At 49.3% G+C, this 15,252-nt stretch carries 12 protein-coding genes; 10 read left to right on the top strand and 2 right to left on the bottom strand.

Features of this window, described 5'->3' with window-relative positions:
• The first annotated feature begins 202 nt into the window (after nucleotides 1-202).
• From secA to argH, 10 genes are all read left to right on the top strand, one after another.
• The gene (gene secA / locus J2736_RS23520) at nucleotides 203-2,722 is read left to right on the top strand and encodes a preprotein translocase subunit SecA (RefSeq protein WP_310501035.1); all 2,520 of its coding nucleotides are present in this window, start codon (nucleotides 203-205) and stop codon (nucleotides 2,720-2,722) included.
• A 57-nt stretch (nucleotides 2,723-2,779) separates the two neighbouring features.
• Nucleotides 2,780-3,893 (top strand): peptide chain release factor 2 gene (prfB, locus tag J2736_RS23515; protein ID WP_310501034.1). Its coding sequence is split into 2 segments (ribosomal slippage): nucleotides 2,780-2,851 and nucleotides 2,853-3,893, totalling 1,113 coding nucleotides; the frame shifts between segments, so codons are not numbered across the junction.
• 129 nt (nucleotides 3,894-4,022) lie between these two features.
• Nucleotides 4,023-4,892, top strand: coding sequence for a YitT family protein (locus J2736_RS23510; protein ID WP_310501033.1), 870 nt, complete (start codon nucleotides 4,023-4,025; stop codon nucleotides 4,890-4,892).
• Between the two features lie 461 nt (nucleotides 4,893-5,353).
• On the top strand, nucleotides 5,354-6,403 hold the full coding sequence (argC, locus tag J2736_RS23505; RefSeq protein ID WP_310501032.1) for an N-acetyl-gamma-glutamyl-phosphate reductase: 1,050 nt from the start codon (nucleotides 5,354-5,356) through the stop codon (nucleotides 6,401-6,403).
• 31 nt (nucleotides 6,404-6,434) lie between these two features.
• Nucleotides 6,435-7,661, top strand: coding sequence for a bifunctional glutamate N-acetyltransferase/amino-acid acetyltransferase ArgJ (gene argJ / locus J2736_RS23500; protein WP_310501031.1), 1,227 nt, complete (start codon nucleotides 6,435-6,437; stop codon nucleotides 7,659-7,661).
• A gap of 33 nt (nucleotides 7,662-7,694) precedes the next feature.
• A complete protein-coding gene (argB, locus tag J2736_RS23495; RefSeq protein WP_310501158.1) occupies nucleotides 7,695-8,465 on the top strand; it encodes an acetylglutamate kinase in 771 nt (256 codons plus the stop codon).
• 23 nt (nucleotides 8,466-8,488) lie between these two features.
• Nucleotides 8,489-9,685 carry an acetylornithine transaminase gene (locus J2736_RS23490; RefSeq protein ID WP_310501030.1) on the top strand — a complete coding sequence of 399 codons (1,197 nt, stop codon included), beginning with the start codon at nucleotides 8,489-8,491 and terminating at the stop codon, nucleotides 9,683-9,685.
• A gap of 30 nt (nucleotides 9,686-9,715) precedes the next feature.
• Nucleotides 9,716-10,675: an ornithine carbamoyltransferase gene (gene argF, locus J2736_RS23485; protein WP_028556851.1), complete on the top strand. Its 960-nt coding sequence runs from the start codon at nucleotides 9,716-9,718 to the stop codon at nucleotides 10,673-10,675.
• Nucleotides 10,676-10,720: 45 nt separating this feature from the next.
• On the top strand, nucleotides 10,721-11,959 hold the full coding sequence (locus J2736_RS23480) for an argininosuccinate synthase (RefSeq protein ID WP_057312757.1): 1,239 nt from the start codon (nucleotides 10,721-10,723) through the stop codon (nucleotides 11,957-11,959).
• A gap of 104 nt (nucleotides 11,960-12,063) precedes the next feature.
• Nucleotides 12,064-13,479, top strand: a complete 1,416-nt coding sequence (gene argH, locus J2736_RS23475) for an argininosuccinate lyase (RefSeq protein ID WP_310501029.1) — start codon at nucleotides 12,064-12,066, stop codon at nucleotides 13,477-13,479.
• Between the two features lie 64 nt (nucleotides 13,480-13,543).
• On the opposite strand, the gene J2736_RS23470 is transcribed toward argH, so the two are convergent.
• Together J2736_RS23470 and J2736_RS23465 are read right to left on the bottom strand one after the other, a co-directional pair.
• On the bottom strand, nucleotides 13,544-14,431 hold the full coding sequence (locus J2736_RS23470) for a DUF4097 family beta strand repeat-containing protein (RefSeq protein ID WP_310501028.1): 888 nt from the start codon (nucleotides 14,429-14,431) through the stop codon (nucleotides 13,544-13,546).
• A gap of 3 nt (nucleotides 14,432-14,434) precedes the next feature.
• The gene (locus tag J2736_RS23465) at nucleotides 14,435-15,238 is read right to left on the bottom strand and encodes a DUF1700 domain-containing protein (protein ID WP_310501027.1); all 804 of its coding nucleotides are present in this window, start codon (nucleotides 15,236-15,238) and stop codon (nucleotides 14,435-14,437) included.
• Nucleotides 15,239-15,252 lie beyond the last annotated feature (14 nt).

Below are 15,252 nucleotides of genomic sequence, written 5' to 3'. Positions count from 1 at the left end.
CTCTTTCCTTTAAAGCTAGAAGTCTTCATCTCGGCCATGCATGTTAGTAGCGTCTCCATTTCATACTAAGAAATACGAAAAGTATGGTTTTGAAGTCCTATTTCTATAGGTTTTCTGTGGAAGAGAGTGCACGTTTGTTGCGACAAGACTGTCATAAGTGGTACAATTTAAGGATACGAACGCAATGGAAAGGGGTTCACCGATGCTAGGACTAGTGAAGAAAATTTTTGGTGATTCCAATGAACGGGAGATTAAACGGATGCTCAAGGCCGTTGACTACATCAACGAGCTCGAAGCCAGCATTAAACCGCTGACCGATGAAGAGTTAAAAGGGAAAACAGTCGAGTTTAGAGAACGTCTTGAGAAAGGCGAAGAAATCGATGATTTATTGCCGGAGGCTTTTGCTGTCGTTAGAGAAGCAGCTTGGCGTGTATTAGGGAAACGTCACTATGACGTTCAACTTATCGGGGGTATGGTACTGCACGAAGGCCGTATCGCAGAGATGAGAACTGGGGAAGGAAAAACACTCGTTGGAACACTTCCTGTTTATTTAAATGCGTTGCTTGGTAAAGGCGTACACGTCGTTACCGTCAATGACTATTTGGCTCAGCGGGATAGCGGCGAAATGGGGCAAATTTATCAGTTCCTCGGCATGACAGTTGGGGTTAACTTACACGACTTGTCACACGAAGAGAAGCAAGCAGCTTATGCTTGTGATATTACGTATGGAACGAATAATGAATACGGATTTGACTACCTGCGTGACAACATGGTGTTGTACAAAGAGCAAATGGTTCAACGTCCGCTGTACTATGCGGTTATCGATGAGGTGGATTCCATCTTAGTTGATGAAGCGAGAACGCCTTTGATTATTTCGGGACAAGCCGCGAAATCGACAGATATGTATTTTACGGCTGATCGCTTTGTATCCACGCTAAAAGAAGAAGAAGATTACACCATCGATATTAAAGTGCGTGCCGTTGCGCTGACAGAAGAAGGCGTAGCGAAAGCGGAGCGAGCATTTGGTATTGAGAACTTATTTGATCATCAGAACGTAAATATTAACCACCATACGACACAAGCGCTCAAAGCGCGTTTCATTATGAAGCGTGACGTGGACTATGTCGTTCAAGAAGAAGAAGTTATGATTGTTGATGAATTTACCGGCCGTATCATGACAGGCCGTCGCTATAGTGATGGGTTGCACCAAGCCATTGAGGCCAAAGAGCAGCTGAAAGTTCAGAATGAGAGCATGACACTCGCTACGATTACGTTCCAGAACTATTTCCGTATGTACCGCAAGCTAGCGGGGATGACGGGGACGGCGAAGACGGAAGAGGAAGAGTTGAAGAAAATCTACGGGCTTGAAGTTATTATCGTACCGACGAACCGCCCAATGATTCGTAAGGATCTTCCGGACGTGGTGTATAAGTCAGAGAACGGTAAGTTCAGAGCTGTCGTAGAACAAATCCTAGAGCGCCATAAGCTAAATCAACCGGTACTAGTTGGTACTGTATCTATTGAGAACTCTGAGCGACTTTCCGAGATGCTGAAGAAGAAAGGCGTTCAACACAAAGTATTGAATGCCAAGTACCACGCTGAGGAAGCGGAAATCGTTTCACGTGCAGGTCAACCAGGTTCCGTAACGATTGCTACCAACATGGCAGGTCGTGGTACAGACATTATGCTGGGTCAAGGCGTACACGATGCTGGCGGCTTGCATATCATAGGTACTGAACGTCACGAGAGCAGACGGATCGATAATCAGCTGCGTGGCCGTGCAGGACGTCAAGGTGATCCAGGTTCTTCGCAGTTCTACCTCTCCTTAGAGGACGAATTGATGAAACGTTTTGGTGCTGAAAATATTATGGCTATGATGGACCGTCTCGGAATGGAAGAGGACCAGCCAATTGAGAGCAAATTGATCTCCCGTGCGGTAGAATCCGCGCAAAAACGCGTTGAGGGTAACAACTTCGATGTGCGTAAAGTCGTCCTACAGTATGATGATGTTATGAATCAACAACGTGAGATTATATATAAACAACGCCGCGAGCTGCTGGAGTCCGAGAACATCCGCGAGGTTATTGAGGGCATGATCAGTGCCGTGATCGAGCGTATCGTAAAAGCGCACTGTCCGGAAGAAACGATTCCGGAAGAGTGGGAACTGCAAGAAGTTGCGAACTTTGTAAATAACAACTTGCTGCATGACGATGCTCAGATTACAGAGCAAGATTTATGGGGCAAAGAGCAAGAAGAGGTCATTGAGCAAATCAAAGGGCTTGTAAGCAAACGTTACGATGAGCGTGAAACGGAAATTGGCGCAGAGTTCATGCGTGAATTTGAAAAAGTTGTAGCGCTGCGTGCGGTAGACAGCAAATGGATGGATCACATCGATGCGATGGATCAATTGCGTCAAGGTATTCACTTACGTGCATACGGCGGTACAGATCCACTGCGTGAGTACCAATTCGAAGGCTTCGAGATGTTCCAAGAGATGATTGATAACATTCGTGAAGAAGTCGCCATGTACATCATGAAAGCACATGTACAGAGCAACCTGGAGCGCCAAGCGGTAGCAGAAGGTCAGGCTGTAGACACGAAGAATGAAGCTGGCGGCAAAAAACCGCTAGTACGCGATGAAGAACAGCGTATTGGACGCAACGACCCATGCCCATGCGGCAGTGGTAAGAAGTTCAAGCAGTGCCACGGGCAAGGCATGTAAGAAGCGAAGCAACAACTTGCCTAGGTACATGCAAGCAGAATAAACGAGGTGTACGACATGCTAGAACCAGAAGTGAAACAAGACTTAAGAGAAACAGCAAAGCGACTAACTGAATTACGGGGGTCTCTTTGACTTAGATCATAAACTAGAAGCAATCGGTGATTTTGAGGAAAAAATGGGCGCGCCAGACTTCTGGGACGATAATGAACGTGCCCAGAAGACCATCGCTGAGCTCAACGTGATCAAGAGTGTCGTTGATGAGTTTCAAGGATTCACGAACACGTTCGAGGACATTCAGGTCATGGTGGAACTCGAGGAAGAAGAGAGCGATGCAGGTCTTGTCAAAGACATCGAAACCGGCATCGCGGCGCTAATCAAAAAGCTCGAAACTTTCGAGCTTGGCTTACTGCTCAATCAGCCGTACGATCGGCTGAACGCGATCTTAGAGCTGCATCCAGGCGCCGGCGGCACCGAGTCGCAGGACTGGGCAGAGATGCTGCTGCGGATGTACCGCCGCTGGGCGGAGAAGCGGGGCTACAAAGTCGAGGTACTCGACTATTTGCCCGGCGACGAAGCCGGCGTGAAGAGTGTCACGCTGCAGATCACAGGCTTCAACGCCTACGGCTACTTGAAGGCGGAGAAGGGCGTGCATCGTCTCGTCCGGATCTCGCCGTTCGACGCCTCTGGCCGTCGTCACACCTCGTTCGCATCGTGTGACGTCATGCCAGAGATCGAAGACGACACCGACGTAGGCGAGATCCGCTCCGAGGATCTCAAGATCGATACGTACCGCGCCAGCGGCGCGGGCGGTCAGCACATCAACACCACGGACTCGGCTGTGCGGATTACGCACATTCCGACTGGCGTTGTGGTGAGCTGTCAGCAAGAGCGCTCGCAGATTAAGAACCGCGAGAAAGCGATGAAGATGCTTCGCTCCAAACTCTACGAGCGTAAGATCGAAGAGCAAATGAAGCACCTTGCCGAGATTCGCGGCGAGCAGTCGGATATTGCGTGGGGCAGCCAAATTCGTTCGTATGTCTTCCATCCGTATAGCATGGTGAAGGATCATCGAACATCAGCAGAGACAGGGAACATTGGAGCGGTCATGGACGGTGACCTTGATGCCTTTATCGATGCCTATCTGCGTCATCAAATCCGGAAGCCGGAGTAACACGTACACCAAATGTGCAGCTCATAAGATCTGATTTGAAGATCGTATGCATGCATCGAGTCATAAACGTTGATCCTACACCTGATGGGTGTAGGATTTTTCATGTAAACGAACGAAGGAGGACCATTCGTGTCCAGAAGAGAACCGCGCTTACAGATCGGAAGTCCGAGTCATACTGCTTTTGAATACATATTACTTATTGTCGGATCGCTGATTATGGCGGCGAGTTTTAATAGTTTTTTGAACCCCAACCAAATCGCAACAGGCGGGGTCTCGGGGATCTCCACCATTTTACAAGAAGTCACGAGCGTAAATCCTGCGTACACACAGTGGGCGCTGAATATTCCTATTTTGTTATTAGCATTGTGGTTGCTCGGCAAGAAATTCGGAATTAAAGCGATTGTAGGTTCGGTCATTTTCCCGTTCTGCGTACTCGTTACCAGTCATTTAGGCGTGCCGACGCATAATCCATTGCTTGCTGCTGTATACGGCGGTATTGGCGTAGGTTTGGGCTTAGGGATCGTCTTCAAAGGGCGCGGATCCACAGGTGGGCTGGGTTTAGCTGCTCAAATGTTGCATAAATACTCCGGCTTAAGCTTAGGCTTCTCCGTTGCGATATTCGATGGTCTCGTTATCATCAGCTCTGCCCTGGTGTTCACGCCAGAGAATGCGCTGTACGGCATGATCGGCTTATTCGTCACCACCAAGACCATTGATATTGTGCAACTCGGCTTCAACTATGCCAAAGTGGCCTTTATCATTTCGGATCATACAGATGCTATTCGGAAGGCGATTTTGTATGATTTGGACCGTGGTCTAACGGAGTTGAGTGGATCGGGCGGATTTACAGGAGAGTCGCGAACGGTGATGATGGTCGTTGTGAAACAGAATGAAGTCAGTCGCCTGAAAACACTGGTTCAATCCGTGGATCCACAGGCTTTTGTGATTTTAAGTGAAACAAATGAAGTATTGGGTGAAGGTTTTAAGCGACACGCGTAAGAAATGGTGGATAAGCGAGAAGACTGTCAGGAGAATATTAACCTGATGGTCTTTTTTGTGGATAACTTGTTGGCAAACTGTGTGCAATGACCCCACTTATGCACAATGCCTGTGCACAGATGTGCATAACTTGAGTCAAACTAACATTATTTGCCTTCTAACCGTAGAGTTTGTGATAATGGATATTGGCGAAGGAATAGGCTTTTGGCAGCTAGTTAAAAGGGATTCGACAATCTTTATGCACGACTTGCGTAATTTTGATGCATAATGTGCATATAACCCTATATAGTCAGACTATTCTGTCATTATAAAAATTGCGATTTAAAGTCTGCCAAAGCCTTGAAATTCCTTGCTGGAGACCGATTTTTAACAATCGCGGCACGCAAAAAAATTCATTGTATTATGTTGTATACGAATGTATAATGATACATATATTTTCGGAACATCGGGAGGGCGTAGAAATGAGTCAGAGCATTAGAGCGGCTATTATTGGAGCAACAGGGTATGGTGGTGCGGAATTAATTCGTCTTTTGCAAGCACATCCATTTGTACATATTACATCCGTGATTTCAACATCGAATGCAGGAGCGCCTTTGGCGGAGCATTTTCCACACTTGCAAGAAGTGATTGTGGATATCCTCGACGTCCTGGACGTTGATCTGATCGCAGGAAAAGCGGACGTTGTGTTCTTAGCTACACCAGCTGGTGTGAGCGCAGGACTTTCGCCTAAACTGATCGCGGCAGGTCTGAAGGTTATCGACATTTCAGGCGATTTGAGATTGAAGTCAGCTAGCGACTATGAAAAATGGTACAAAAAACCGGCCGCTTCTGAAGAAGCACTGGCTCGTTCGATTTATGGTCTATCCGAAGTGTTCGGGGACGAAGTGAAGGGCTGCGATCTGATCGCCAACCCAGGCTGTTATCCAACAGCGACATTGCTAGGTCTTATTCCTGCCGTTGAAGCGGGATGGATTGACCCATCGACAATTATCATTGATGCTAAATCGGGTGTCTCTGGTGCAGGTCGCGGTGTTAGTCTAGGTGTGCACTATGCAGAAGTGAATGAAAATTTATCGGCTTACAAAATAAATAAACATCAGCACATCCCGGAAATCGAGCAAGCGCTAAGTCGCATTGCAGGCAAACCGGTTGTGACGACGTTCACGACACATCTCGTGCCGATGACTCGCGGAATTATGGCGACGATGTATGCAACGCTTACAGGTGAACATACAGCCGAGGAATTCGTCGAGAAGTACCGTCAGTACTACGAAGGCCGGAAGTTCGTAAGGATTCGCCCACTAGGGAAATATCCGTCAACGAAAGAAGTAACAGGCTCGAACTTCTGTGATATCGGCTTCGCTGTGGATGAGCGTACAGGGCGCGTAACGATTGTGTCTGTCATCGATAATGTCGTGAAGGGCGCTGCTGGTCAAGCGATTCAGAATTTAAATCTTATGCAAGGCTGGGACGAAACGACAGGGTTGTTGTTCGCACCGGTATATCCATAACTAGAAGATGAGGATAGGTGAGTAGACGACCATGTCGGACCAAGTTAGCTTCACTATCGTGCCAGAGGGCACTGTAACAACACCGAAAGGTTTTCGTGCAGGCGGACTGCACTGCGGCTTAAAGAAGACGGAGCGCTATGATCTTGGCGCGATCCTATGTGATGTACCAGCGTCAGCGGCAGGCGTGTACACGCTGAACGCGTTCCAAGCGGCACCGCTGCGCGTGACGCAAGAGAGCATTGCCCACAGCGGCAAGCTGCAGGCGATGATCGTGAACAGCGGTAACGCGAACGCGTGTACCGGCCAGCAAGGCGAAGACGATGCTCGCGCTATGCGCGCGGCAAGTGCGAAGGCACTTGGCGTGGAAGAGCACCACGTCGGCGTAACGAGCACAGGCGTGATCGGCGAACTGCTGCCGATGGGCAAAGTGCTGAGCGGCATCGAGCAGCTGCCTGCGAAGTTGAAGCTAGACGGCGGCGAAGACTTCTGTCAGTCGATCCTAACGACGGATCTCGTGCAGAAGATGACGTGCGTCCGTGTGATTGTTGGCGGCAAAGAGGTTCACATTGCCGGAGCGGCTAAAGGTTCGGGAATGATTCACCCGAACATGGCGACAATGCTCGGTTTCATGACAACCGACGTAGCGATTGAGAGCGAATACCTGCAGCTGTTGCTGAGCAGGATTACAGATAATACGTTCAACATGATCACCGTTGACGGAGACACTAGCACCAACGACATGGTCGTGGTGATGGCAAGCGGGCTTGCCGGCGGCGACTCCCTTCATCCGGGTCACCCGGATTGGGAAGCTTTCGCGGCAGGGTTCCAATACGTTGGCGAATACCTTGCCAAAGCGATTGCGCGCGACGGCGAGGGCGCGACGAAGCTGATCGAGACGACGGTCATCGGTGCGGAGAGCGACGATGCGGCACGTAAGATCGTGAAGTCGATCATCGGATCGAGCCTTGTGAAGTCTGCTGTATATGGCGCAGACGCGAACTGGGGCAGAATCATTGCGGCTGTCGGATACTCCGGGCAGCCAGTGAACGTGAACACAGTCGATATTCGCCTTGGCGATATCGCGGTGTTGGAGCAATCCCGTCCCGTGAAGTTCGACGAGGAAGCGGCATTGGTATATTTGAAAACAGATACAATACAAATTCATGTGAATTTACATATGGGCGAAGGCAAAGCAACGGGTTGGGGCTGCGATTTGACCTATGATTATGTCCGCATTAATGCGGCGTATCGGACGTAAGGGGGAAAAGCAGTGAAGAACAATTGCTTTGTCATGAAATGCGGAGGCAGCACGCTTGCGGCGCTGCCAACTAGTTTTTTTGAAGATATGCAACGGCTTCAAGCTGAGGGAATCGTTACCGTCATCGTGCATGGCGGCGGTCCGGCTATCTCCGACACACTTGGGAAGCTCGGCATTGAATCTGGCTTTGTGAACGGCTTGCGTGTTACGAGCGAAGCGGTGCTTGACGTAGTAGAGATGGTGCTATCCGGCCAAATCAACAAAGAAATCGTACGCCGTATTCAACTGACTGGTGCGAAAGCACTTGGATTGTCCGGTGTGGATGGACATTTGATCGAAGCAAAGCCTGTTGCAAACAGCCATGAAGTTGGCCTAGTTGGCGATGTAACGAAAGTGAATGCGGAGCTGATTCAAGGCATCGTAGGTATGGGCTACATTCCTGTTATCGCCCCGGTTGGCTTAGGCGCAGATGGCGGCCAACGCTACAACATCAATGCTGATACGGCGGCTGGCGCTGTGGCATCCAATCTTGGCGTGGAACAACTGGTCGTAGTGACTGATGTTCCTGGCATTATGAAAGTCGTGGATGGCGAGAAGCAAGTGCTTCCTGTCGTCACCGTAGCGCAGATTGAAGAAATGATCACAAGTGGCGACATCTATGGCGGCATGATCCCTAAGGTTCGTGCAGCGATTGCTTGTATACAAGGGCAAGTACAAGAAGTGGTTATCGTGAACGGTTCCGAACCGAACGTGTTAAGTAAAGTGCTGAAAGGCGAAGGCATCGGCACGCGCATTGTACGTTAATTTGATTTTAGGAGGGAATGGACATGACAGAACAAGGGAAAAGCTCGCTATTTCCAACGTACGCCAGATATCCAATTACACTAGTGAAAGGTGAAGGCAGTCGTCTGTGGGATGACACGGGCAAGGAATACATCGATATGATGAGCGGGATCGCGGTTGCGGCTCTCGGGCATGCCCCACAAGTGGTAAAAGAGAAGTTGATTGAGCAATTGGATCAACTTTGGCACGTGGGTAACCTGTTTCATATTCCGAATCAGGAAAAGTTGGCTGGTTTATTGACCGACAACAGCTGTGCGGATGCTGTGTTTTTCTGTTCCACGGGAGCAGAAGCGAACGAGGCTGCGATCAAAATCGCACGTCGCTACTCGCAAAAGGTACTGAACAACGGCCGCTACGAGATTATCACGTTCAACATGTCCTTCCATGGGCGTACAATTGCTACATTAACGGCGACAGGTCAGGACAAAGTAAAGGAAGGCTTTTTGCCGCTTCCAGAAGGTTTTGTCTATGCCGATTATAACGATATCGAGTCCGTGCGTAGCCTTGTGAATGAAAAAACATGTGCCGTGATGTTGGAATTCGTGCAAGGGGAAGGCGGCGTATTGCCAGCTAATCCAGAGTTCGTGAAACAATTGGCTGCGCTATGCAAAGAGCACAATCTGCTCTTGATCGCGGATGAAATCCAGACGGGCGTAGGACGTACTGGTAAGCTTTTTGCCTATGAGCATTATGGCGTAGAGCCTGATATTTTCTCATTAGCTAAAGGTCTTGGCGGTGGCTTCCCAATCGGGGCGATGCTAGCGAAAGGTTACTTGGCAGAAGCGTTCAGCGCAGGCAGTCACGGATCCACGTTCGGTGGTACACCGATTGCAACGGCAGCGGCTCACGCTACGTTAAGTACGATTCTGGATAACCAATTGTCGGAGCGTGCAGCTCAGTTAGGTGAATACACGGTGAAGAAGTTGGAGAGCAAGCTGGCAGGCAATCCGCTAGTGAAAAGCATCCGTGGCATCGGCCTTCTCATTGGCATTGAATGCACACAGCCAAGTGCAGAAATCATCAGCGAAATTCACAAGCAAGGCGTGTTGGTCATTCCAGCAGGACCTAACGTAATTCGTTTGGTACCGGCCTTAACAATACCGCAAGCAGATCTAGATCAAGCGTTAGATGTCGTGTGCGGTGTCCTCTCCCAGAAGGCATCCACCATCAGCAGCGTCTAACCGAAGTTCATTGTAGAGAGGTTGGATGATATGAATAGCACGGTCCAAGAAGAAATGGCTGCCCAATTAAAGGGCAAGGACTTTCTAGCTTTGGTTGATTATACACCGGAAGAAATCGAGTATTTGATCCACTATGCGATTGAGTTGAAGCGTAAGCAGAAGGCAAGAGAGCCTCATGCTGTACTGGCGGGTAAAACGCTGGGTATGATTTTTGAGAAATCCTCCACGCGTACGCGTGTTTCCTTTGAAGTAGGCATGTACCAACTTGGAGGTCAAGCGCTTTTCTTGAGCAAAAATGACCTGCAACTGGGTCGCGGAGAGACGGTATGGGATACTGCTCAAACCCTGTCCCGTTATTTGGACGGGATCATGATTCGTACCTACGAGCACCGCAAAGTGATCGATTTGGCACGCGGAGCGACGGTCCCTGTTATCAACGGATTAACCGATCATGCACATCCTTGCCAAGTGATGGCTGATTATCAGACGGTTTTGGAGAAAAAAGGCCGGTTGAAAGGCATCAAAGTCGCCTATATCGGCGATGGCAACAACATGGTGCACTCCCTGATGATGGGGGCTAGTAAGCTCGGAATGGATTTCGCGGTTGCTTCTCCAGAGGGCTATGAGTCCGATAAAGAAGTGATTCGTCAATCTAAGGAAAATGCGGCGCAAACCGGCGGCAGCCTGTTGGTGACGAACGATCCACGCGAAGCGATTGAAAATGCTGACATCATCTACACCGATGTATGGGCGAGCATGGGCCAAGAAGCGGAGCAAAAAGAGCGGGAAATCGCGTTCAAAAACTATCAAGTGAACGAAGCTTTGGTGAAATATGCGAAGCAGGATTACTTGTTCATGCACTGCTTGCCTGCCCACCGCGGGGAAGAAGTGAGTGAAGGCGTCATTGATGGCGCGCATTCCATTATTTTTGATCAAGCAGAAAATCGTCTTCATGCGCAAAAGGCCATTATGGCCGCGACAATGATATAAATTTCATCCTAATTAGTGAGAGTAGAAACGGAGCGAAGCGTAGACATGGCTAAGGAAAAAATCGTACTCGCCTATTCAGGCGGGTTGGATACATCAGTTATCCTCAAATGGTTAAAAGAAACGTACGACGCAGAAATCATTGCATTCACAGCGGATATTGGGCAAAAAGATGAGCTAGACGGTTTGGAAGAAAAAGCACTCGCAACTGGTGCATCCAAAATCTACATCGACGATCTTCGCGCTGAGTTCGCGAAAGATTTCATCAACCCGATGTTCCAAGCGGCTGCTTTGTATGAAGGGCAATACTTGCTCGGCACGAGCATCGCGCGTCCTTTGATCGCGAAGCGTATGGTTGAGATCGCTCGCGCAGAAGGCGCAACAGCAATTGCTCACGGCGCTACGGGTAAAGGGAATGACCAAGTGCGTTTTGAACTAACGGCAGCAGCGCTTGCGCCTGAGATTTCCGTGATCGCGCCTTGGCGTTTGGAAGAGTTCCGCGAGCAGTTCCCAGGCCGCGCAGAAATGATCGCTTATGCTGAGAAGCATAACATTCCAGTTACGGCATCTGCTGCGAAGCCTTACTCCACAGACCGCAACTTGCTGCACATCTCCTTTGAGAGCGGCATGTTGGAGGACCCGTGGTTCGATCCATCAGCAACATCCAACAAAGATATGTTCGTATTGAGCGTAGATCCAGAGGATGCACCAGATCAAGCGGAGTACATCGAGCTTGAGTTTGCTGCTGGTGATTGCGTAGCGATCAACGGAACGCAACTTTCCCCGCTTGAAGTGATGGAAACGTTGAACGAACTTGGTGGCAAGCACGGAATTGGCCGTGTGGACATGGTTGAGAACCGTTTCGTTGGCATGAAGAGCCGCGGCGTGTACGAAACACCAGGTGGTACGATTCTGTTCACCGCTCACCGCAAAATGGAATCCCTCACGATGGACCGCGACGTTATGCACCTTCGTGATTCCTTAATCTCGAAATATGCATCTCTTGTATACAACGGCTTCTGGTTCGCACCTGAGCGTTTGGCGATTCAAGCACTTGTGTCTGAGAGCCAAAAGAACGTATCGGGTACAGTTCGCTTGAAGTTATACAAAGGTAACGTAATCGGCGCTGGCGTGAAAAGCCCAGTTTCCCTATATAACCCGGATATCGCTACGATGGAAGCGGATCCTACGAAAGCTTACGATCAAGGTGATGCAACAGGCTTCATTCGCTTGAATGCACTGCGCTTGAAAGTCGGTTCCGGCGTGGAACAAAACGCAAAGAAATAAGAGGTTCAACATTGGCTTTCCCTCGAGGAAAGCCTTTGGGCTATTCAGAGCGGCACGGAGGTGTGCTGCAAGAAATCTTGCTAAGTTGAGAGGGGTCATACACGGTGTCAAAGCTTTGGGGTGGACGTTTTACGAAACAAACGGACCAATTGGTTGAAGAATATACAGCTTCCATTACATTCGACAAGGAGCTGGCTGAAGAAGATATCGAAGGCAGCTTGGCGCATGTGACGATGCTAGGTAAATGCGGAATTCTCCCTGCGGAAGACGTGGAGAAAATCAAAGACGGTTTGCTGCAAGTGCAGGGCATGATTCGCCGCGGCGAGTTAGAATACACGATTCAAAATGAAGATATTCACATGAATATCGAGAAGACCTTGATCGACCTGATCGGTCCTGTCGGCGGCAAGCTGCACACGGGCCGCAGCCGCAACGATCAAGTGGCAACGGACATGCATCTCTACCTGCGCAAGCGCGTGGTGGAGTTCGTGGGCTTGCTCATCAAGCTGCAAGAAGCCCTGCTTGAGAAAGCAAAGGCTAATCTCGATACGATTATCCCTGGTTACACGCATCTGCAGCGTGCGCAGCCGATCTTGTTCGCGCACCATCTGATGGCTTACGTCAGCATGTTCCAGCGTGACCTTGAGCGCTTGCAAGACAGCTACAAGCGCGTAGACATGCTGCCGCTCGGCGCTGGCGCGCTCGCGGGCACGACCTTCCCGATCGACCGCCATTTCGTGGCGGAGCAGCTCGGGTTCGGACGCGTGTACGAGAACTCCTTGGATGCGGTCAGCGACCGCGATTTCATCCTGGAGTTCCTCTCTAACGCGTCCATGATCATGATGCACCTTTCTCGCTTCAGCGAGGAAATGGTGCTCTGGTCTTCGACCGAGTTCGCGTTCATCGAACTTGATGATGCATTCTGCACCGGCAGCTCGATCATGCCGCAGAAGAAGAACCCGGACGTAGCAGAGCTCGTCCGTGGTAAGACAGGCCGCGTCTATGGCAACTTGTTCGGTCTGATGACCGTACTGAAGTCGCTGCCGCTGGCGTACAACAAGGACATGCAAGAAGACAAAGAAGGCATGTTTGATACGGTTCGTACCTTGCAAGGGGCGCTGCAATTATTTGCACCGATGGTGTCCACGATGAAAGTGAATACGGAACGCATGCGCCAAGCCGTGAACCAAGACTTCTCCAACGCGACGGACATCGCGGATTACCTGGTGAATAAAGGTCTTCCTTTCCGCCAAGCGCATGAAGTCATCGGTAAAACTGTCCTGTATTGCATCCAGAACAAAAAATACTTGCTCGATATGAGCATCGAGGAGTTCAAAACGTTCTCCGAGCTATTCGAGTCCGATATTTATGCCGTACTTCAACCAGAACAAGTAGTCAATGCGCGTAACGTGTTTGGCGGAACAGCGAGCAATCAAGTGAGCGAGGCGATTGGCCGCGCGGAGCAAGTGCTGGCAGCGTCGCAAGCGTGGTTGCATGACTTTTTAGAGAAAAGCAAATAGTCTTTTCCACAGAAAAAAGCTCTTCCCGACATCGCATGATGGATGCGCGAGAAGAGCTCTTTTTTTATCTGCCTTTAACCTCAACATAGCCTGTGTCAGCACGAACCGTTACTTTTTTACTGCCGTTTCCGATTGAGCCTTTCACATTGTTGCGACTTGATCGTTGTTCGCTCACACCAGGCACATCTAGATTGGCACTGCCAGTATCCGTAGTCAGATCGAAGGAAGCATCCGTAGGTACAGGATTTAACTGTAGGCGCACAGAACCCGTGTCTGACTGCATGGAAACAGTATCTCCAAGCTCGCGAAGGGACGCGGTGATACTGCCAGTATCCGTTCTGAGTTTCATATTGCCCTGCCCATCATTGAGATGGATACTGCCTGTGTCGGTTTGAAGACTCAATGTTTTTCCTTCGTAGCGGTCAACCGTTATGCTCCCGGTATCTGCACTAGCCGTTAACTTCTCTGCTTTCACTTCCTTGAAGTTGATGCTGCCTGTATCTGTGCTAACGGTGATGGCTTTGTACAACTTATCGGGTAGACTGACCTCTGTACGTAGACGAAGGCGTTGACCGCCGAATAGACTCTTTAATTCGTTAATGTCGAAGCCGAAGTTAATATGTGCTTTTTTATTCGTACACACATCCACCCGCCATGTGTTTGTGCCTTCTGTCGTGGCCTCGACGGTACAATTCTGTGCGGTTTCCGATCGCGCAGCACCGACAAGATGAACACTAATTTCATCGGAGTTGCTAGGGACGAAGGTTACGCCTGTTATATCATTTTCAATAATGAGGGTATCGATATTTGCTGCGGCTATTTTCTTCTCGATATCTATGTTGGCAACGCCTGACTCTAAATCTAAAGACTGAAATGACACAGCTGCTCCAATCAGGCCTATCGCAAGGCAGATAAAGCCAGTCACTAAGAAAAATTTCACTTTCGTTTGCATGGCTTAAACCCCCTTAATCAATTTGGCGTTGAATTGAATGTACTTCCAGCTAATTTTGAAGAACTGCTTAAGCAGCCAAGAACTGAGCGTCGTAATAATAATCCCTAAGCCGAAGCAGGCAAGAAGTGAAAATGAGATGAATTGGAAGTCACTTCCCGATGTTCCTGCTAAGCTAGTAAGTACACCGATAACCGGGGCGACCAGTAAGGCGAAGCCGGATACAAAGAAAGCGATCAACGCACAGCAAACCCCAAGCCAAGGACCTACTACGAACACGAGATTAAAGAAGCCGAGCATAATGGAAATGATAATCGCTTTAAACCCTGTTTCTGGCCTAGTTGCTGCATAAGGGGGCGGGTAAGGGTTGCTGCTGTACATAGGCGGATAATTCGACTGTGGCGTCTGTGTCTGTGTGTAGGCAGAGGCAGGCGGCTCCCATGCTTCAGGAGCTTGTACAGGACGTTTAGGTTCGATGACAGGCTCGGGTTGTTTGATATACGGTATCTCTCTATCTTGATGATTTTCTTCGCCGAGTTCAGGTGCTTCCTCTGTTCTTAACTCTTCAGTCTCGAAGGCAGGCATTGGTCGCTTATGGGTTTCTTCTTTTACAGGAGAGGTCTCTTTTTGAGCATCCCAGTTTGGAACCCGCGGGTAGCCAAGAGACTGTGAAACCTCATCTTCGTGCTTGCCATTTTCAACGGCCTTTTGGAATAATTCTTCGTACACTTTAAGTATATTTTGGCGCTCTTTCTCAGGAAGTCCGCGCAGTCGATAGTTCAATTCTTTGAAATAATCTATTTTGCTCATCGTTATGCCTCCTT

The sequence above is a fragment of the Paenibacillus qinlingensis genome (genome assembly GCF_031455095.1).
Classification (GTDB): domain Bacteria; phylum Bacillota; class Bacilli; order Paenibacillales; family NBRC-103111; genus Paenibacillus_E; species Paenibacillus_E qinlingensis_A.
The sequence above is the reverse complement of the archived record's forward strand: the minus strand, read 5'-3'. Positions and strand labels throughout refer to the sequence as shown.